15 protein-coding genes are annotated in these 18641 nt (G+C 69.5%); 8 read left to right on the forward strand and 7 right to left on the reverse strand.

The genetic code is table 11. The features are described 5' to 3' along the window. Positions 1-67: 67 nt before the first annotated feature. The 6 genes from LG380_RS13730 to LG380_RS13755 all read right to left on the reverse strand — a co-directional run bounded on the left by LG380_RS13730 (position 68) and on the right by LG380_RS13755 (position 9222). Positions 68-1441: an amino acid permease gene (locus tag LG380_RS13730; RefSeq protein WP_225765839.1), complete on the reverse strand. Its 1374-nt coding sequence runs from the start codon at positions 1439-1441 to the stop codon at positions 68-70. Between the two features lie 156 nt (positions 1442-1597). Then, complete coding sequence (locus LG380_RS13735; protein WP_225765841.1) at positions 1598-2989, reverse strand: dihydrolipoamide acetyltransferase family protein; 1392 nt, start codon at positions 2987-2989, stop codon at positions 1598-1600. Next, complete coding sequence (locus tag LG380_RS13740) at positions 2986-3339, reverse strand: SH3 domain-containing protein (RefSeq protein ID WP_225765843.1); 354 nt, start codon at positions 3337-3339, stop codon at positions 2986-2988. Before LG380_RS13740 ends, LG380_RS13735 begins: the two co-directional genes overlap by 4 nt. Before the next feature lies 1 nt (position 3340). Beyond that, positions 3341-4411 carry an alpha-ketoacid dehydrogenase subunit beta gene (locus LG380_RS13745; protein ID WP_225765844.1) on the reverse strand — a complete coding sequence of 357 codons (1071 nt, stop codon included), beginning with the start codon at positions 4409-4411 and terminating at the stop codon, positions 3341-3343. Further along, the gene (gene pdhA / locus LG380_RS13750; RefSeq protein ID WP_225765845.1) at positions 4404-5492 is read right to left on the reverse strand and encodes a pyruvate dehydrogenase (acetyl-transferring) E1 component subunit alpha; all 1089 of its coding nucleotides are present in this window, start codon (positions 5490-5492) and stop codon (positions 4404-4406) included. The genes LG380_RS13745 and pdhA overlap by 8 nt, the downstream gene beginning before the upstream one ends. Before the next feature lie 154 nt (positions 5493-5646). Then, the gene (locus tag LG380_RS13755; RefSeq protein WP_225765846.1) at positions 5647-9222 is read right to left on the reverse strand and encodes a lamin tail domain-containing protein; all 3576 of its coding nucleotides are present in this window, start codon (positions 9220-9222) and stop codon (positions 5647-5649) included. Between the two features lie 146 nt (positions 9223-9368). Between LG380_RS13755 and LG380_RS13760 the strand changes: the two genes are divergently transcribed. From LG380_RS13760 to LG380_RS13775, 4 genes are all read left to right on the forward strand, one after another. After that, on the forward strand, positions 9369-10235 hold the full coding sequence (locus tag LG380_RS13760; protein WP_225765847.1) for a tryptophan 2,3-dioxygenase family protein: 867 nt from the start codon (positions 9369-9371) through the stop codon (positions 10233-10235). Between the two features lie 151 nt (positions 10236-10386). Next, on the forward strand, positions 10387-11898 hold the full coding sequence (locus LG380_RS13765) for an oligopeptide:H+ symporter (RefSeq protein WP_225765848.1): 1512 nt from the start codon (positions 10387-10389) through the stop codon (positions 11896-11898). A gap of 10 nt (positions 11899-11908) precedes the next feature. Continuing rightward, positions 11909-12496, forward strand: a complete 588-nt coding sequence (locus tag LG380_RS13770; RefSeq protein ID WP_225765849.1) for a thioredoxin family protein — start codon at positions 11909-11911, stop codon at positions 12494-12496. Between the two features lie 168 nt (positions 12497-12664). Beyond that, positions 12665-13810: a hypothetical protein gene (locus tag LG380_RS13775; protein WP_225765850.1), complete on the forward strand. Its 1146-nt coding sequence runs from the start codon at positions 12665-12667 to the stop codon at positions 13808-13810. Positions 13811-13820: 10 nt separating this feature from the next. Here LG380_RS13775 and LG380_RS13780 read toward each other — a convergent pair whose 3' ends face one another. Next, positions 13821-14315, reverse strand: coding sequence for a MarR family transcriptional regulator (locus tag LG380_RS13780; RefSeq protein WP_225765851.1), 495 nt, complete (start codon positions 14313-14315; stop codon positions 13821-13823). A 134-nt stretch (positions 14316-14449) separates the two neighbouring features. Here LG380_RS13780 and hppD point away from each other — a divergent pair, with 134 nt between their 5' ends. The 4 genes from hppD (at position 14450) to LG380_RS13800 (ending at position 18624) form a co-directional block, all read left to right on the forward strand. Then, the gene (gene hppD / locus LG380_RS13785; RefSeq protein WP_225765853.1) at positions 14450-15565 is read left to right on the forward strand and encodes a 4-hydroxyphenylpyruvate dioxygenase; all 1116 of its coding nucleotides are present in this window, start codon (positions 14450-14452) and stop codon (positions 15563-15565) included. A 34-nt stretch (positions 15566-15599) separates the two neighbouring features. Then, the gene (gene hmgA / locus LG380_RS13790; RefSeq protein WP_225765854.1) at positions 15600-16898 is read left to right on the forward strand and encodes a homogentisate 1,2-dioxygenase; all 1299 of its coding nucleotides are present in this window, start codon (positions 15600-15602) and stop codon (positions 16896-16898) included. Between the two features lie 109 nt (positions 16899-17007). Next, positions 17008-17625, forward strand: coding sequence for a lectin (locus LG380_RS13795; protein WP_225765856.1), 618 nt, complete (start codon positions 17008-17010; stop codon positions 17623-17625). A 48-nt stretch (positions 17626-17673) separates the two neighbouring features. After that, the gene (locus tag LG380_RS13800) at positions 17674-18624 is read left to right on the forward strand and encodes a calcium/sodium antiporter (RefSeq protein WP_225765858.1); all 951 of its coding nucleotides are present in this window, start codon (positions 17674-17676) and stop codon (positions 18622-18624) included. The last annotated feature ends 17 nt before the right edge of the window (positions 18625-18641 follow it).

Below are 18641 nucleotides of genomic sequence, written 5' to 3' on the forward strand. Positions count from 1 at the left end.
GCGCGGCGCAGAAAGCCCCTGCGCCCGGGTATTTCCGTGACCGCGGGCCGGTTTCCCGGCCGCCGGCTCAGGGCCTGCGCAGGCGGCGGGCGACGGCGCTGATGGTGGCGATCACCGCGGTCAGCGCGGCCATCGACAGGAACTGCAGGCGGGTCTCCGGCGCGGACAGCAGCAGGGCGAAGATCAGGCCCAGGATCGCCAGCGCGATCACCGTCAGGTACGGATAGCCGGCCATCCGGAACGGCAGCGGGGTGCCGTCGCGGTTCGCGCGGTTGCGCAGGATCAGCTGCGCCAGCAGCGAGATCGTCCACACCAGCAGGCAGGTCGAGCCGACGATGTTCAGCAGCACCGGCAGCACGCGGTTGGGGAAGCGCAGCTCCAGCGCGGTGGCGACGAAGCCGAACAGCACGCTGGCCAGCACCGCCATCACCGGCACCAGGTGGCGGTTGGTGGCGCCGAGCAGGCGCGGCGCCTCGCCGCGCTGGGCCAGCGAGAAGATCATGCGCGAGGCGCCGTACAGGTTGGCATTGAGCGCCGAGAGCAGGGCGATGACCGCCACCAGGGTGATCGCGGTGGCCGCGCCGGGGATGTTGGCCACCTGCAGCACCGCGGCGAACGGCGACTTCAGCGCCTCGCTGGTCCACGGCACCACGGCGATGATCACGCTGATCGAACCGATGTAGAACACCAGGATGCGCCAGGCCACGGTGCGGATCGCGCGGGCGATGCTGCGCTCCGGGTCCTGGGTTTCGGCCGCGGCCACGGCCACGATCTCGGTGCCACCGAACGCGAACACCACCACCAGCAGCGCCGCGCCGATGCCGGCCAGCCCCTTGGGCGCGAAGCCGCCGTGGTCGAACACGTTGGACAGGCCCGGCGAGGTCACGTTGGGCAGCAGGCCCAGCAGCAGCGCGATGCCGATCAGGATGAAGGCAATGATCGCCACCACCTTGAGGATGGCGAACCAGAACTCGAACTCGCCGAAGTTGCGCACGCCCAGCAGGTTGATCGCGGTGAACACGACCATGAAGGTCAGCGAGATCGCCGGCACCGAGAGCTGCGGCCACACCGTGGCCAGCAACCCGGCCGCGCCCACCGCCTCGGCGGCGATCACGATCACCAGCTGTACCCACCACAGCCAGCCGACGGTGGCGCCGGCAGTCGGGCCCATCGCATCGGCGGCGTACACCGAGAACGCGCCGCTGGCCGGCTTGGCCGCGGCCATTTCGCCCAGGGCATTCATCACGATGATCACCAGCGCGCCGGCGACCAGGTAGGAAATGAGCACCGCCGGACCGGCGGCCTGCACCCCCACGCCCGAGCCCAGGAACAGGCCGGCGCCGATCGCGCTGCCCAGGCCCATCATGATCAGCTGGCGGGGCTTGAGCGCGTGGCCGAGCTGGGTGGCCGATGGATCTGGAGCGATGGGATTGGCGGGCATCGGTGCGGTCAATGCGGAGCGGGCCAACACAATAACCCGTCAGTGAAGGCGAGGGTTACGGGTCGGGCGCAGGTGGCGGGGAGGCGTGCCGCTGCCGGCGCGCACGAACAAAAAAGGCCCGGCCTTCAATCGAAAGCCGGGCCCGGTGCGGGTCGATCAGCGCGCCAGCGCGAGGTCGTCGAGCATCGCGCGCAGGAAGCGCGCGGCCTCGCCGCCGGTGCAGGCGCGGTGGTCGAAGGTCACCGAAAGCGGGATCACCTTGTGCGTTTCCACCCCGCCCATCACCGGCGTGAGCTGGAAGCGCGCACGCCCGGCGCCAACGATGGCCACGCACGGCGGGACCACCACCGGGGTGGCGTAGCGGCCGGCGAACATGCCGAAGTTGGACAGGCTGATGGTGTAGCCGGCCAGTTCGGACGGGGCGATCGAGCGGTCCTCGACCTGCTGGCGCAGGCGATTGACCCCCTCGCGCACGCCGCGGGCATCGAGCATGTCGGCATTGCGCAGCGCCGGCACGAACAGGCCATCGTCGGTGTCCACGGCGATGCCCACGTCGACCTGCGCGTGCAGGGTGCGGGTGAGGTTGTCGCCGTCGAACCAGGCGTTCATCGCCGGTACCGCCTGGCAGGCGCGCACGATGGCACGGACCAGGCGCGCGGTGACGTCGTTGCCCGGTTCCCAGGCATGGATGTCGGCATCGTCGTTGAGCGTGGTCGGCACCACCTTGCTGTGCGCATCGGCCATCACCCGTGCCATGTTGCGGCGCACGCCCTTGAGCGCTTCCGGCTGGCCCTTGGCGACCACGCCCGGCGGCTGGGTGCGCATCGGCTTGCCGGCGGCCGACAGCGGCGTACGCGTGGCTTCCTGGCGGGCTGATGCTGGTGCCGGTGCGGCGGCAACGCTGGCCGCGGCCGGGGCGGTAGCACGCGCCGGGGCACTGCCAATGCGGGCGCTGCCATTGGCGGCGGCCTGCTTGACGTCGTTCATGGTCACCGCGCCGTCGGCGCCGGTGGCGCGCACCAGTGCCAGGTCCACGCCGAGCTTGCGCGCCATCGCACGCACCGCCGGCATCGCCTTGACCCCGCCCACGGCGACGGCCTGTTCGGCGTGCACGGCGTTGGAGCTGACCATCGCCCCGACCACGGTGCCTTCATCCTCGCGCTCGCCGGCCGGCTTGGCGATCTCGCCGCCCTCGTCCGAAGCAACAACCTTCTCCGGTTGCGCGGCGGCCGTCTCACCGGTGCTCGGGGTGGCGCCGTGGTGGTGGCCGGTGTCCTGGCCCTCGGCGCGCTGCGGCAGGTTCGGGTCGATCTCGAACTGCGCCAGCATGTGCCCGGTGACGACGATGTCGCCCGCCGCGCCGGCCAGTTTCAGCACCTTGCCCGAGACCGGCGAGGGCACCTCGACCACGGCCTTGGCCGTTTCCATCGACACCAGCGGCTCGTCGAGCCTGATCACATCGCCTTCCTTGACGAACCACTCGACGATGGTCGCGTCCGGCAGGCCTTCGCCCAGGTCGGGCAGGTTGAAGTTCTTGGTCTGGCTCATTTGCAGTTCTCTTCCAGCAATTCAAGGTCGCGTGCCGGCAGCCAGCCCTGCGCCCCATCGGCGCGTTCGGACCACCACCAGCCGCCATGTTCATGGTGCAGCTTGACCATCTCGCCACTGTCCACGTCCAGCTCGCGCGCGGTGTAGTCGCGCAGTGCCTCGGCGCGGCCGTCGTCGAGCAGGCGCAGCCAGGCCACCGGGGCCCAGCCGGCGCTGTTGTCGGCGGTGCGTACCCAGGCGAAGGCCGGCCATTCCTCGTCGCGCACGCCCAGCTCGACGATCTGGCCGGTGCGGAAGTGGAGCGGGTTGGGGTACTGGCTGCGGTAGGGACTCAGCAGTCGTGCACGCATCTCAGCCCGCCGCCACCGCACGCCTGGCCGCCGCGACGATCCGCTCCACGCTGGGCAGGTACTTCATTTCCAGGCGGAACAGCGGGATGTGGGTGTCGTAGCCGGTGACGCGCTCGACCGGGGCGACCAGGTCGTACATCGACTGTTCGGCCAGGCGCGCGGCGATCTCGGCCCCGAAACCAGCGGTCTTGGGCGCTTCCTGCACGATCACGCAGCGGCCGGTCTTGGCCACCGACTCGGCAATGGTGTCGAAGTCCAGCGGACGCAGCGTGGCCACGTCGATGACTTCGGCGCTGATGCCTTCGCCGGCCAGCTTGTCGGCCGCTTCCAGTGCTTCCTTCACCTGCGCGCCCCAGGTCACCAGGGTCACGTCGGTGCCGTCGCGCAGCACGAAGCACACGTCCAGCGGCAGTGCCTCGCCGTCATTGGCGACCACTTCCTTGTACTGGCGGTAGATGCGCTTGGGCTCCATGTAGATCACCGGATCCGGTTCGCGGATCGCGGCCAGCAGCAGGCCGTAGGCGCGCTGCGGGCTGGACGGCAGCACCACGCGCAGGCCCGGGACGTTGGTGAAGATCGCCTCGTTGGCCTCGCTGTGGTGTTCCGGCGCACGGATGCCACCACCCCACGGCACGCGCAGCACCATCGGGCAGTGCAGGCGGCCACGGGTGCGGTAACGCAGGCGCGCGGCGTGGCAGATGATGTGGTCGACCATCGGGTAGACGAAGCCGTCGAACTGCGCTTCGGCCACCGGCTTCATGCCCTGCGCGGCCAGGCCGATGGTCAGGCCGGCGATGGTCGTTTCATCCAGCGGGGTATCGAGCACGCGCTGCGCCCCGAACTTCTGCTGCAGGCCGGCGGTGGCGCGGAACACGCCGCCGTTGACGCCGACGTCCTCGCCCAGCACCAGCACCGACGGGTCGTGTTCCATTTCCCAGGCCAGGGCCTGGGTCACGGCTTCGATCAGGGTGATGGGCGTAGCGGTCATGGTTTCTTCTCCGCGCGCATGGGCGGCGTGGTGGGCCGCGTCCACGGCCTGCGGTTCGGTATTGCTGCGCTTGATGTCATCCATGGCGCTGCTCCAGGGCAAGGGCCTCGGCGCGCTGGGCCAGCAGGTCCGGCGGCGGGTCGGCGTAGAGGAAGTCGAACATCGCTTCGACCGGCTGCACCGGCGTGTTGAGGTAGGCGTTGACCTCCTCGTCCACGCGCGCGGAGCACTCGGCGTTCCACGCCTTCTCCTCGTCCTCGCTCCACACGCCCTGGTCGACCAGGTACTTGCGCAGGCGCAGCATCGGCTCGCGCTGCCAGGCGTCCTTGACCTCGGCATCGTCGCGGTAGCGGCGCGCGTCGTCGGCGGTGGTGTGGTCGCTCAGGCGGTAGGTCAGCAGTTCCAGCACGGTGCCGCCGTTGCCGGCCAGGGCGCGCTCGCGCGCCTCGTTCATGGCCGCCAGTACCGCGACCAGGTCGTTGCCGTCGACCTGCAGGCAGTGCAGGCCGCCGGCCAGGCCCTTCTGGGCCAGGGTTTCGGCACCGGTCTGGGCCGAACGCGGCACCGAGATCGCCCAGCCGTTGTTCACCACGCACAGGATCAGCGGCAGTTTGTAGGCGCCGGCCGAGTTCACTGCGGCGTAGAAGTCGGTCTTGGAGCTGCCGCCGTCGCCGCAAACGGCCACGGCCACCTGGTCCATGCCGCGCAGCTTGAATGACAGCGCCGAACCGGCCGCATGCAGGCACTGGGTGGAGATCGGCACGCAGATCGGGAAATCGTTGGCGGCATCGCTGGCGCGGTCGTAGTCGCTGCCGCGCTCGTCGCCGCCCCAGTACATCAGCACGTCACGCGGGCGCACCCCGCGCATGAACATCGCACCGTACTCGCGATAGCTGGGGGCCAGCACGTCGCCGTGCTTCATCGCCGCGCCGATGCCGACGTGGGCGGCCTCGTGGCCGAGGCAGGAGGCGAAGGTGCCGAGCTTGCCGGTGCGCTGCAGGGCCACGGCCTTGCTGTCGAAAACGCGGGTCAGCAGCATCTGCTTGAACATCGGCAGCAGGGCGCGCGGATCGCGCAGCGCCTGCGGCAGGTCATCGCGTACGAGGGTGCCGCCGGGCCCCAGGTACTGCAGGTATTCGATTTGGAACTGAGCGGAAACCGTCATTGCCGACTGCACCTTCTACAGATGGTTTCAAATGATAAGAATTGGCATGGTAAGTAACCTCGCCCGAAAAGCCGTCCTGCGCCGCAACACGAAAACGCGCAAAAAAGGACGCGGCCGAAGCCGCGTCCCGGTTGAAGCCAGTAACTGTACGTATTCAGCAACCGCGGCCGGTGCATGCCGCCTGCGTCCTGAAGCTGGCCTGGTTGTCGCTGGGGTCGGCGTCGGCGCTGGCCGAGCCGGCCGCCGCCTCGACCACGATCACCCCGCCGGCCGGGGCCGGACGGGTGTTGGCCCTGAGCGCGAACACCGCCTGGCCCCCGGCGGCCAGCGGCTGGCGGCTGCTGCAGGTGAAGCCGACCTCGCGCGCACCGCCATTGGCCGCCTGCTTCCGGCACTGCCAGCCGTCCGGGGCGGTGACGCTGGCGGTCGCGGCCAGGGTGTTGCCGTCCAGCCGCACCACCGGCGAGAGCGCGGCCGCGTTGCCGCGGTTGGCCACGGTGACCTGGTACTGGGCGCTGATCTGGGTGGCCGGCACGCTGGCCGGGCCGTCGATCGCCACGGCCAGGTTGGCTGCCGGCACGGCGGTGATGACCACCTCGGCTTCGGCGGTGTCGTTGCCCGGCTGCGGATCGTCGGTCTGCGAACGCACCGACACCGCCAGCGGCAGCTCGCTGCCGGCCAGCGCCACGTCGGTCGGCACGCGCAGGGTGAAGCGCGCGCTGCCGCCACTGGCCAGGCCGGGCGTGGTGCAGCTGAACACCGTGCGGGTATCGACCTGCGGCGCTTCGCAATCCCAGCCCGCCGCGGCGGCCACTTCCACGTCCACCACTGCGTCCAGCGCAAAGCCCACGGCTGCATGGGCGGCGGCATCCGGGCCGTGGTTGTCCACGTCCACCACGAACACCGCATCCTGCCCGGCCGCCACTTCGTACACGTCGGCATTGGCGGCCACGCCGAGGTCGGCCAGGCGGCGCACCTGCAGCTTCAGGAGCACCACGGTCGGATCATGGTCGGACAGGCGGTTCGGGGTGCTGGCATCGTTGCGCGCGATCTCCGGGAAGTCGGCGTTGATGCGGGCATGGCCAATGGCCAGGTCCTGCAGCAGCGGCGAGCGCATCAGCGCCTGGCTGGCCAGGATGTGGTCCAGCGACTGCACGTTGCCGTCGTAGGCGTAGGAGTAGCTCTGGTCCGGCGGCAGCAGCCAGGTCAGGTTGTCGTAGTCCGGATCGACCCGGTCCACGCCGTCGCCGGCGACCACGGTCTGCGCGTCGGGGCTGGGCAGGCCGGTGACCGTGCCCATCGCATCGACGTAGCCGTCGTTGAACTCGAAGGCATTGAAGTCGCCCATCACCAGCACGTGCTCGCCCGGATTGGCGAGCTGGCGCTGCTGCAGCACGCCGGCCAGGAAATCGGCCTGGGCCTGGCGCTTGGCGCGGATGCGGGCGCCGGAGGCGTCGTCGGTCTCGGCACCGTTGAGCGAGCGCTGGTGCACGACGATGGCGGTCAGCGGCAGCTGGCGACCGTCGGCGAAGTTCACCACCACCTCGGCCAGCAGCGGTGGGCGGTCGTTGAGCAGGCTGGTGCCGCCACCCGGCTCGGTCCAGGTGGTGGCCTTGCCGATCTGCTGGGCCTGCTGCACCTGCACGCGCGGCAGCCCGGCGCCGACCTCGGCGCTCTTGATCAGGAAGCCGACGTCGATGCCGCCCACGTCATTGCCCTCGACCAGGAAGGCGGCGTAGGCCGGATCCGGCTGGCCGTTGGCTACCGCATCGGTGCTGATGCGCGCGGCCAGGGTCTGCAGCACCGCCAGGTTCTCGATCTCGACCACGCCGAGGATGTCGGGCAGGTGCAGGTAGTCGCGCACCGCCAGCGAGGCCTTGTTGAGGCGGGCCTGGTAGGCGGCGCTGGTCAGCACCGGCTCGCCGATGGCCGGATCGTTCTGGTCATCGAAGAAGCGCTGCAGGTTGTAGGTGGCCACGCTCACGTCGTCGGCCTGCGGCACCGGTGCCGGGCGCGGCGCGGTGGAGGCATCGCATTCCACCTGCGGGGCGGCTTCGGGATAGATGGTGTAGCGGCGGAAGCTGTAGTCCAGCGGGCCGGTGACGCCGCGCACCACGCAGCCGGCGGCCACGTCGATGCGCTCGCCACCGAGTCCGGCGCTGCCCACGGCCAGCACCTGCGGGTTGGTGTTCCAGCGCGGCACGTCGCTGGGCGAGCCGGCCGGCAGCGGGTCGGGCATCTGCACGCCGGGGCGGCGGTAGCCACGGTCCACGCCGGTCACCACCACGTGGAACACGCCGTTGCTGCTGCCCGTGCCGCTGGCCTCGCTGACGTTGCCCAGGGTGGGCGTGTTGACGGTCAGGCTGTCGGCGGTGACGCGCATGCCTTCCAGTGCCTCGAGCTGGTCGTAGGCCCCGTCCGGATCCGGGAACTGCGGGGTCAGCAGCACCGGGGCGGGCAGCGGATTGCCGGTGGATTCCAGGTTCACCACCGGGGAGACGATTTCGGTCAGCGGCGGCTGGGCCGGATCGGCGCTGGGCACGTATTCGGCCACGGTGCCGCGCACGGTGACGCGGTTGCCGACCGCGGCCACCGCCGGCGGCGCGCTGCCGGTATAGACGTAGATGCCCTCGGAGGTGCGCGGATCGCCATCGGCCTCGGCATCGGGCATCTGCACGAAGAAGCCTGCGCTGCGGCGTGCGGTGACGATGCCGCTGGTGGCCACGACCTGGTCCACATACGGCGAGCGCGCACCACTGCCCTGGATGGCATGGATCGGCAGCACGTTGAAGTCGTCATCGACGATGGTCACCGTTGCCCGGGTGGTGCCGAGGATCGCCCCGCGCACATTGCTGAAATCAACGTGGAAGGTCTCGTTGCCCTCGGCCGCGGCATCGTCGACCAGGCTGACCTGCAACAGGAAGCCGGCCACGCCTTCGGGCAGGGTCAGCGTGCCGGAGCGGGCCACGTAGTCGCTGCCGGCGGTGGCCGTGCCATCGACCGTGGTGTAGTCGACGCTGACGCCCCCCGGGCCGGCCGGCTGGGTCAGCGAGACCTGCAGCAGCACGGCGGGCGAGCGCTCGTCCGCTGAACCATCGGCCACGCTCAGCACCGGCTGGCCGTTGCCGCCGCAGACGAACGCCGCGGACGCGCTGTTGCGCGGCGCCGGCTGGGCGGTGGCGAAGTCGGCCCCGTTGTTGTTGCTGTCGGTGCAGCCGCTGTCCTTGCGCAGCACTGCCAGGGTGTTGCTCGGCGCCGGCGTCGGCGCGTTGCCCTCGGCGCAGTTGGCGCTGCTGCCGAAACCGACCAAGTCCACCACCGTGGCGGTGGGGCAGGTGCCGGTGAGCGCGGTGGTGCTGTTGCTCAGCGCGACCTTGCCGGCGGTACCGCTCATGGCGATGGTGCCGTTGGCATCGGGCGTGGGCAGGTCGACCGTGCCGCCGCTGCCGTCGGCCTGCTTGACCAGGTAATAGCCACCGGGCGCGATGCTGCCGCCCAGTGGCGTCACCTGCCAGCTGCTGCCGGCGGCCGAGGCGTACTGCACCGACCAGCCGGACAGGCTGACGGCGCTGGTACCGTTGTTGTGCAGTTCGATGAAATCACTGCGGTAGGCGGCGCCGGAATTGCCGCCGCCTCCGTACACCTGGCTGACGACGACCTGGGCCCGGGCCTGCCCGGTCAACACCAGCGCCAAGGAAACCACTGCACCTGCAAGCTGCAAGACGCGCATAGGAAGAACTCCCCAGTCCTGTGGTTGAGCGCCCCCCTGGGCCGGCAGTGGTGCCGGCAGCGCGACCCGATTCTGCCGCAGATCCGCGTCCGCCGCGTGACACGGGTGCGCTACCCTTGCCGCCCTCGCCACAGCGGCCCTGGCCCATGACCGTCGAAAAGAACCAGCGCGAACTCGAAGCCGGCATCCATACCGACCTGCAGGGACGGCTGACCTATGGCGGCTACCTGCGGCTGGACCAGCTGCTGACCGCACAGCAGCCGCTGTCCAGTCCGCCGCACCACGACGAGATGCTGTTCATCATCCAGCACCAGACCTCGGAGCTGTGGCTGAAGCTGCTGGCCCACGAGCTGCGCGCGGCGATCGTGCACCTGCGCGCCGACGAGGTCTGGCAGTGCCGCAAGGTGCTGGCCCGCAGCAAGCAGGTGCTGCGCCTGCTCACCGAGCAGTGGGCGGTGCTGGAAACGCTGACCCCGTCCGAATACATGGGCTTCCGCGACGTGCTCGGTCCGGCCTCGGGCTTCCAGTCGCTGCAGTACCGCTACATCGAGTTCCTGATGGGCAACAAGAACGCGGACATGCTCAAGGTGTTCGGCCACGACCCGCAGGGCCAGGCCACGCTGCAGTCCACGCTGGAGGCGCCGAGCCTGTACGAGGAGTTCCTGCTGTACCTGTCGCGCTTTGGCCACGCGATCCCCGGGCACTATGCCGGCCGCGACTGGACCCAGCCGCACGTGTCCGATGCCGCGCTGCGCCCGGTGTTCGAGCGTATCTACGAGAACACCGATCGCTACTGGCGCGAGTACGCGCTGGCCGAGGACCTGGTGGACCTGGAGACCCAGTTCCAGCTGTGGCGCTTCCGCCACATGCGCACGGTGATGCGGGTGATCGGATTCAAGCGCGGCACCGGCGGCTCCAGCGGCGTGGGCTTCCTGCGGCAGGCGCTGGAGCTGACCTTCTTCCCCGAGCTGTTCGAGGTGCGCACCAGCATCGGCCTGCCGCCGGCCGGCTGAGCGCGCAGGGCCCCGCGCATGAACAGGGCGCGCGCAGGCTGCTGAAAAATAGTGGGATTTGACGCCGGCGGCGGCCGTCGGTAATCCTCCCCCGGCCCCGGCTTCCGCCGGGGTCCGTCTTTCCACGAATGATTCCCAGGGGGATTCCCGCATGAGCGCTGCTGCGCCGAACTCCGAACCCACTCCGGCGCACGTGCCCGAGTTCAAGACCCTGCTCGGCCATCCCAAGCCGTTGTGGATGCTGTTCATGACCGAGTTCTGGGAACGCTTCGCGTTCTACGGCATGCGCTGGGCCCTGGCCCTGTACATCGTCGCCCAGTTCTACAACGGTGACGCCGCCGGCGAGGCGCCGGCCAGCAAGCTCTACGGTGCCTACCTGGCCCTGGTGTACGCCGCGGCGCTGTTCGGCGGCTATGTCGCCGACAAGGTGATCGGTTACCAGCGCTCGATCCTGCTCGGGGCGGTGATCATGGCCGCCGGCCTGTTCATGATCGTCCTGCCCAACGAGGCCCTGTTCAAGCTGGGCCTGGCCACGATCGTGGTCGGCAACGGCCTGTTCAAGCCCAACATCTCGACCATGGTCGGCCAGCTCTACCGGCAGGGCGACGAGCGCCGTGATTCGGGCTTCACCCTGTTCTACATGGGCATCAATGCCGGTGCGATGGTCGCCCCGATCATCACTGGCTGGCTGGCCGAGCGCATGTTCGGCGGCTCGCCGGAAATGCCGGCCTACAAGGTCGTGTTCATCGCCTCGGGCGTGGGCATGCTGGTGTCCCTGGTGTGGTTCTGGTTCGGCCGCGCCCAGCTGCAGAGCGTTGGCCGTCCGGCCGCCGGCACCGAAGGCAAGGCGCGCGTGCTGTACACCCTGCTCGGCGCGCTGGTGATGATCCCGGTGGTCTACGCGCTGCTGGCCATCGACGCCAGCACCCTGGGCTGGCTGCTGGGCGCGCTGTTCGTCGGCCTGTGCGTGCTGATCCTGCGCGAAGGCTTCAAGGACGGCGCGGTGCGTCGCGACATGGCCATCGCCATGTTGATCATCTTCGCCTTCAATGTGCTGTTCTGGTGCTTCTTCGAGCAGGCCGGCAGCTCGTTCAACTTCCTGGCGCAGAACATCGTCAACCGCGACTTCGGCGGCTGGGTGTTCCCGGTGGGCTGGTTCCAGTCGGTGAACTCGATCGCCATCATCACCATGGCCCCGATCATTGCCTGGCTGTGGGTCAAGATGGGCAGCGCCAATCCGTCGATCCCGCGCAAGTTCGGCCTGGGCCTGTTGTTCAACGCGCTGGCGTTCCTGCTGCTGATGTTCGCCCTGTCCTCGCTGGTCGACCCGCAGAGCCTGAAGATCCCGTTCTGGACCCTGTTCGCGGTGTACTGGATCCAGTCCATCGGTGAGCTGTGCCTGTCGCCGATTGGCCTGTCGATGGTGACCAAGCTGGCCCCGGTGCGCCTGGTCGGCTTCGGCATGGGCGGCTGGTTCCTGTCCACGGCCATCGGCAACAACCTGTCGGGCATCTTCGCCAGCCATGTCAGCGGCGAAGGCGGCATGACCGTGGCCTCGGCGCAGAGCGGCTATACCTTCGGCTTCTGGGCGCTACTGATCCCGGGCGTGCTGCTGTTCGTGATCGCCCCGCTGATCCAGAAGCTGATGCACGGCGTGAAGTGAGGAAAGCACGATGAAGCGACTGTTCGGGGGATGGCTGGTCGGCGTGGCACTGGTGGCCTGCACCCAGCAGCAGGCGCAGGCACCGCAGCCGGTGCAGCCACTGGACACCTCCGAACAGAAGGCGCCGGTGGCTGATCCCAGCCAGCCGGTCGCCTCGGGCAACACCCCCACCGCGGCGGACATCGCCGCGGTGGCCGGGCTCAACGCCCGCTTCGATCCGTCGCGCAACCCGGCCGATGACCTGGAAACGGCCATGGTCGAGGCCCAGCGCGGCGGCAAGCGCATCGTCCTGCACGTCGGCAGCGAAGGCTGCGAGCCGTGCGCGGCACTGGACGGGGTGATTGCCGGCGATGCCGACATCCGTCGCTTACGCGATGCCAACTACGTCTGGATCAAGGTCAACGCCAGCCCGGAGAACGACAACGCCGGCTTCCTGGCCGCCTATCCGGAAGTGACCGGGCAACCGCAGTTGTTCGTGCTCGACGCCCGGGGCGAGCTGCTGCATTCGCAGCCGGCCGACGGGCTGGACGCTGGCCGTGGCATCGACCGGGCCCGGGTGAAGGCCTTCCTCGAACAATGGGCGCCGCCGCAGTCCTGAGCGGCCTCCACGGTCAAACCCACGACGGCGCCCACGGGCGCCGCCGTGCTGTCCGGGCCCGGGTGGGGATCGGGCGGCTTCATTTCCCGGCCTGGCGGCCGCTATTTCCAGACAGGACGACCGTGGCAACTGCCGCGGCCGGCCCCTCCCTTTCCCCGCGTGATTCCCATGGCCGCCCAGGACAGTCCCTCCACCGCCCCGCAGACCGACCTCCAGCAGGTGACCCTGCCCACGGTCGAGGAACTGATGGACGAGAACGCGCCGGCCGACCCGGAAGCCGCCGACGCTGACGCCGACGCGGCTGCCGAGGAACTGCTCAGGCAGCGTTACCGGCTGCCGATGGCCGCCATCCCCGACAACGCGATGCTGCAGTCCGCCGCGGTAAGCCTGGTGGTGCAGAAGGAAAAGATCGACCTGCTGGTGCGCGACGGCGGCCTGCTCGGGCTGCTGCCGGACGAGTGGTCCGTGGGCAGCCGCCCGGTGGACCTGAAGGCCTTCGTGCTGGCGGTGGTGCCGTTCGTGCCCAGCGTGTCGCAGGCCGAAGCCGCGCCGGCGCGGGTGCCGCTGAAGTACCTGCTGGGCGATTCCACCCGCTGGCGCGTGGACGATGTCGCCGTGCCCAAGGCCAGCGCGGCCTACCTGGCCAGCGACGACCGCGGCCTGGTGGGCAGCGCCGACCACGCCGAGGTATTCCTGCTCACGCCGCTGGGCGTGTGCTGGGCACACGAGGGCAAGAGCCGGGTCGGCTTCCTGCGCTCGATGCAGGTCGAGACCATGGCCGCACGGGTCACCGCGCTGCCGTACCCGCCAGCCGCGCAGCTGGCGCTGTACAACGTGGTGATCGATGGCGTGGCCCGGGTCTGGTGCGTGCTGGAGGGGCGCAAGCTGCGCCAGCTGGTCGCACCGTGGCTGACCCTGCCGCTGCTGTCGGCCTACGGCGTGGCCAGCCCGCAGGCGTGGCCGGCGCGCTGGCCGCCGGTGGAGGAAGTGGCCGCAGAGCTGGCATCCCAGCGCGGTGGCGGCGCGATGCCGGAGGCCGACCTGGTCAAGGTCGCGGCCAAGGTCGCCCGCGATACCTCGGCCGAGGGCTGGCTCAGCACCAACCTGCTGCAGATGAACACCTGGGTGCCGCGCTGGCGGTTCTTCCTGGGTTCGTTCATCGGCCTGCCGGCCGGCCTGCTGATCCTGGCCGCGCTGGCCCTGCCCGGGAACGTGGAAGCCGCGGCGGTGGCCGCGGCGCTCGGGTTTGCCGGCGGCGCGATCGCCGCGCTGGCCGCGCCGTGGGTCTACGTACGGCGCAAGCACCTGAACTGAGCCGACCGGCTCAGTCGGGCATCGTCATCTGCGGCAGTCCCGCCTCGGCCAGGCGGGTGATCAGCCGCTCGAGCGTCTGCTCCTCTTCCTCGGTCAGTACCGACATCAGCTTGCGGGTGATCTCCATCACCAGCGGCGCGATCGTCTCGTAGACCTCGAAGCCGGCCGCCGACAGCGCCAGCACCGAACGCCGGCGGTCATCGCCGTGGGTTTCGCGGCGGATGAAGCCGCGCTCCAGCAGCCGGGCCACGGCGCGGCTCACCGCCACCTTGTCCATCGCCGTGCGCTCGGACACCTCGCTGGCCGACGAGCCCGGGTACAGCGCCAGGATCGTGATCACCCGCCACTCGGGGATCGACAGGCCATAGCGCTCGCCATAGAGCCGGGCGATGTTGCCGCTGACGCGGTTGGACAACACGCTGATGCGGTAGGGCAGGAACTGCTCCAGATCGAGCAGGACGTGCGAGGCGCGGATGCTGGTCGAACGCGGGCCGTGCGAGCTCATGTTGCAGTGCACCTTGATGGTGGTTTCATATGTAACTATAACCCTCGATCCTGGCCCGGTCATTCTCGCGGGTCTTTCTTCCGGCCGCACCTGGTTCTGGATCCCTGGGTGCGGCATCGCTGCTGGAGGCGCTCATGAACACCCAACCCCATTCCGTATCGCACGCACCCGATCCGGGCATGCAGGTCACGACCTTCGAGAACCCGATGGGCATCGATGGTTTCGAGTTCGTGGAATTCGCCGCCCCGGCCGGCCGCGGCGGCGAACTGCACGACTACTTCCGCAAGATGGGCTTTACCGCGGTGCTGCGCCACAAGTCGCGCGCGATCACCGTCTACCGCCAGGGCGGGGTGAACTTCCTGGTCAACGAGGAACCGGACTCCTTCGCCGCCGAATTCGCCGCCAAGCATGGCCCGTGCGCCTGCGGCTTTGCGATCCGCTTCCAGAAGCCGGCGGCCGAGGTGCTGGCCGCCGCGGTGTCCAATGGCGCCGAGGAAGCCAGCCACCTTGCCGATACCCGCGCGGTGCAGGCGCCGGTGATCAAGGGCATCGGCGACTGCATGCTGTACCTGGTCGACCGCTATGGCGCCAGCGGCAGTGTCTACGACGCCGACTACGAGGCCATCGAGGGTGCTGACCAGAACCCGGCCGGCTTCGGCCTGACCTTCATCGACCACCTGACCCACAACCTGTACCTGGGCAACATGCAGCAGTGGTCGGACTACTACGAGCGGCTGTTCAACTTCCGCGAGATCCGCTACTTCGACATCAAGGGCGCCAAGACCGGCCTGAAGTCCAAGGCGATGACCGCCCCGGACGGCATCGTGCGCATCCCGCTCAACGAGTCCTCCGACCCGAAGAGCCAGATCAACGAGTACCTGGAGGCCTACAACGGCGAAGGCATCCAGCACATCGCCTGCTTCACCAACAACATCTACGACACGGTCGAGGCGATGCGCGCGCAGGGCATCGAGTTCCTGGATACGCCGGACACCTACTTCGACGTGGTCGATGCGCGCATCCCCGGCAACGGCGAGGACGTGGAGCGGCTGCGCCGCAACAAGATCCTGATCGACGCCGACCCGGAGACCAAGCAGCGCAAGCTGCTGCAGATCTTCACCCAGAACTGCATTGGCCCGATCTTCTTCGAGATCATCCAGCGCAAGGGCAACGAGGGCTTCGGCGAAGGCAACTTCCAGGCGCTGTTCGAGTCGATCGAGCGCGACCAGATGAAGCGCGGCGTGCTGTAAGCACGCCTGCAACCGAGCACAAACGGGGCCCGCCATGCGCAGCAACGGATACCAGACTGGTTTCGGCAACGAATTCGCCACCGAGGCGCTTCCCGGCACGCTACCGGTCGGGCGCAATTCGCCACAGCGCGTGGCGCACGGGCTGTACGCCGAACAGCTCACCGGCACCGCCTTCACCGCGCCGCGCGGTGCCAACCGCCGCAGCTGGCTGTACCGCATCCGCCCGGCGGTGGCACATGGTGGGTTCACTCCGTTCAACGGGGCGCCGGCCTTCCACAACGATTTCGGCACCGGCCCGGTGGCCCCGGAGCAGCTGCGCTGGAATCCGCTGCCGCTGCCCGGATCGCCCACCGACTTCGTGCAGGGCCTGTACACGATGGGCGGCAACGGTGGCCCGGACGCACATGCCGGCGTGGCCATCCACCTGTACACGGCCAATGCCGACATGCAGGGCCGCTACTTCTACGACGCCGACGGCGAGCTGGTGATCGTGCCGCAGCAGGGCCGCCTGTGCCTGCTCACCGAGCTGGGCGTGGTCGAGGTCGAGCCGCAGCAGATCGCGGTGGTGCCGCGTGGCGTGCGCTTCCGCGTCGAGCTGCCCGATGGGCCCTCGCGCGGTTACGTGTGCGAGAACTTCGGTGCGCTGCTCAAGCTGCCGGACCTGGGCCCGATCGGCAGCAACGGCCTGGCCAACCCGCGCGATTTCGAAACCCCGCACGCCGCGTTCGAGGACCTCGCTGGCCAGTTCGAGCTGGTCGCAAAGTTCCAGGGTCATCTGTGGCGCGCCGACATCGACCACTCGCCGCTGGATGTGGTCGGCTGGCACGGCAACTACGCGCCGTACCGCTACGACCTGCGCCGCTTCAACACCATCGGCTCGATCAGCTTCGACCACCCCGACCCGTCGATCTTCCTGGTGCTGCATTCGCCCAGCGACACCCCGGGCACCAGCAACATGGACTTTGCGATCTTCCCGCCGCGCTGGCTGGTGGCACAGGACACGTTCCGTCCGCCGTGGTTCCACCGCAACATCGCCAGCGAGTTCATGGGCCTGGTGCACGGTGCCTACGACGCCAAGGCCGAGGGCTTCGTGCCCGGCGGTGCCTCGCTGCACAACTGCATGAGCGGGCATGGTCCGGATGCGGCCACGTTCGAGAAGGCCTCGGCCGCTGACCTGTCCAGGCCCGACGTCATCGCCGACACCATGGCCTTCATGTTCGAGACCCGCGGCGTGATCCGCCCGACCGCACAGGCGCTGGACGCCGCGCACCGCCAGCGCGACTACCGGCAGTGCTGGCACGGTCTGGCCGCGCACTTCCAGCCGCCGGCCTGACCGGGCAATGGCGATGGCCACGGCCATCGCCACGCCTGTGGTGACCCGTGTACTGGAGCCAACGGGCCGCCGGTTAGACTCGGCCCCTTGTCCGCCACGAGGAGTGCCCATGGACCGCAAGTTCTGCACATTGCTGGCAATGTCCATTGCCCTGGCCGGCTGCACCCGGCCCGCCGAGCCGGAAGGCCCGGCCACCGCCGCGGCCGACGCCGCTGCGGCACTGGCGAATGATCTGGCAACACCGTCCAGTGACCCCCGCGCTGCCGCCGAAGCGACCGAACAGGCGCCGGCACGGCTGGACGGCTACGGCCCGCTGCAACTGGGCGATGACGTGGCGCAGCTGCGCAGTGCCTGGCCGGGCACGCTCAAGGGCGCGGACGACCTGGGACAGGAATGCGTGCACCTGATCCCGGACGGCGTCGGCATGCCGCGCGACCTGGCCTTCATGGTCGAGGGTGGGCGCTTCGTGCGCTACGACGTCGACCTGCCACAGCCTGCAGCACCGGGTGGCGGCCGCGTGGGCATGGACCTGCAGGAACTGCAGGCGCTGTATCCCACCGCCGAACTGCAGCCGCACAAGTACGTCGAAGGCGGCCACAACCTGCGGGTGGCGCCGGCGGTGTCCTCCGATGCCACGCTGGTGTTCGAGATCGACGCCGATGGCCGCGTCACCGCGTGGCGTGCGGGCCTGCCGCCGCAGGTGGACTACGTCGAAGGCTGCTCGTAACCTCACCGGCTCGCGCCGAACGCGCACCCGCACCTGAAGGAAACCCGCATGCTCGCTGCCACCGGTATGTTCCTGCTGGGCCTGTTGCTGCTGGCACTGGGCGGTGACTCCATCGTCAAGGCCGCTTCCGGCCTGGCCCAGCGCCTTGGCGCCTCGCCCTTCGTCGCGGGCCTGCTGCTGGTGGCCTTCGGTACCTCGCTGCCGGAACTGGTGGTCAACGCACGCGCGTTTGCCATCGGCAATCCGGAACTGGCGCTGGGCAATGCGATCGGCAGCAACATCGCCAACCTGGGCCTGACCCTGGGCGTGGCCGCGCTGTTCGCGCCGCTGCTGGTGCGCGCGCGCCTGCTGTCGCCGTTGCTGGTGCTGCTGGCGGTGGCCACGCTGGCGCTGATCGTGTTCGGTCTCGATGGCCAGGTCAGCCGCGTGGAAGGCGGCGTGCTGCTGCTGGGCTTCATCGCCGCGGTGGCGTGGCTGCTGCGCGGCGGTCGGGGCGAGATCGATGCGGTGCGCGCGGAGATCGCCGATTTCGCCATCACCCCCACCGGACTGGGCCTGAACCTGATCCGCGTGGTCATTGCCGGTGCGCTGCTGTACTACGGCGCGCGCTGGGTGGTCGACGGCGCACTGGTGATCGGCCAGGGCCTGGGCATGAGCGCGCTGCTGGCCGGCCTGCTGCCGGTGGCCATCGGTACCGCATTGCCGGAAGTGGCCGCGGCGATGGCCGCTGCGCGCCGTGGCCAGGGCGACATGGTGCTGGGCCATGTCATCGGCTCGAGCCTGTTCAACCTGCTGGTGATCGTCGGCGGCATGGCGGTGCTGCAGCCGCAGGCGCTGCCGGCCTCCTTCGTGCGGCTGGAGCTGCCGGCGGCGATTGCCTTCGTGATGGTGCTGTACCCGATGCTGCGCGGAGACCTGCGCATCAGCCGCCGCGAGGGTGGCTTCCTGCTGGCCGCGTTCGCCGGCTGGGTGGTGCTGGAACTGGCGCTGCTGCGCTGATCGTTCTCGCTCCGGCG

The organism is Stenotrophomonas sp. Marseille-Q4652 (assembly GCF_916618915.1).
Classification (GTDB): domain Bacteria; phylum Pseudomonadota; class Gammaproteobacteria; order Xanthomonadales; family Xanthomonadaceae; genus Stenotrophomonas.

What these genes read in the sequence shown, in the direction of transcription:
- LG380_RS13740 (WP_225765843.1), bottom strand. Translation starts at nt 3,339, where the DNA reads ATGCGTGCACGACTGCTGAGTCCCTACCGCAGCCAGTACCCCAACCCG.
- LG380_RS13760 (WP_225765847.1), top strand. Translation starts at nt 9,369, where the DNA reads ATGACCGTCGAAAAGAACCAGCGCGAACTCGAAGCCGGCATCCATACC.
- pdhA (WP_225765845.1), bottom strand. Translation starts at nt 5,492, where the DNA reads ATGACGGTTTCCGCTCAGTTCCAAATCGAATACCTGCAGTACCTGGGG.
- LG380_RS13775 (WP_225765850.1), top strand. Translation starts at nt 12,665, where the DNA reads ATGGCCGCCCAGGACAGTCCCTCCACCGCCCCGCAGACCGACCTCCAG.
- hppD (WP_225765853.1), top strand. Translation starts at nt 14,450, where the DNA reads ATGAACACCCAACCCCATTCCGTATCGCACGCACCCGATCCGGGCATG.
- LG380_RS13765 (WP_225765848.1), top strand. Translation starts at nt 10,387, where the DNA reads ATGAGCGCTGCTGCGCCGAACTCCGAACCCACTCCGGCGCACGTGCCC.
- LG380_RS13745 (WP_225765844.1), bottom strand. Translation starts at nt 4,411, where the DNA reads ATGGATGACATCAAGCGCAGCAATACCGAACCGCAGGCCGTGGACGCG.
- LG380_RS13800 (WP_225765858.1), top strand. Translation starts at nt 17,674, where the DNA reads ATGCTCGCTGCCACCGGTATGTTCCTGCTGGGCCTGTTGCTGCTGGCA.
- LG380_RS13735 (WP_225765841.1), bottom strand. Translation starts at nt 2,989, where the DNA reads ATGAGCCAGACCAAGAACTTCAACCTGCCCGACCTGGGCGAAGGCCTG.
- LG380_RS13770 (WP_225765849.1), top strand. Translation starts at nt 11,909, where the DNA reads ATGAAGCGACTGTTCGGGGGATGGCTGGTCGGCGTGGCACTGGTGGCC.
- LG380_RS13755 (WP_225765846.1), bottom strand. Translation starts at nt 9,222, where the DNA reads ATGCGCGTCTTGCAGCTTGCAGGTGCAGTGGTTTCCTTGGCGCTGGTG.
- hmgA (WP_225765854.1), top strand. Translation starts at nt 15,600, where the DNA reads ATGCGCAGCAACGGATACCAGACTGGTTTCGGCAACGAATTCGCCACC.
- LG380_RS13730 (WP_225765839.1), bottom strand. Translation starts at nt 1,441, where the DNA reads ATGCCCGCCAATCCCATCGCTCCAGATCCATCGGCCACCCAGCTCGGC.
- LG380_RS13795 (WP_225765856.1), top strand. Translation starts at nt 17,008, where the DNA reads ATGGACCGCAAGTTCTGCACATTGCTGGCAATGTCCATTGCCCTGGCC.
- LG380_RS13780 (WP_225765851.1), bottom strand. Translation starts at nt 14,315, where the DNA reads ATGAGCTCGCACGGCCCGCGTTCGACCAGCATCCGCGCCTCGCACGTC.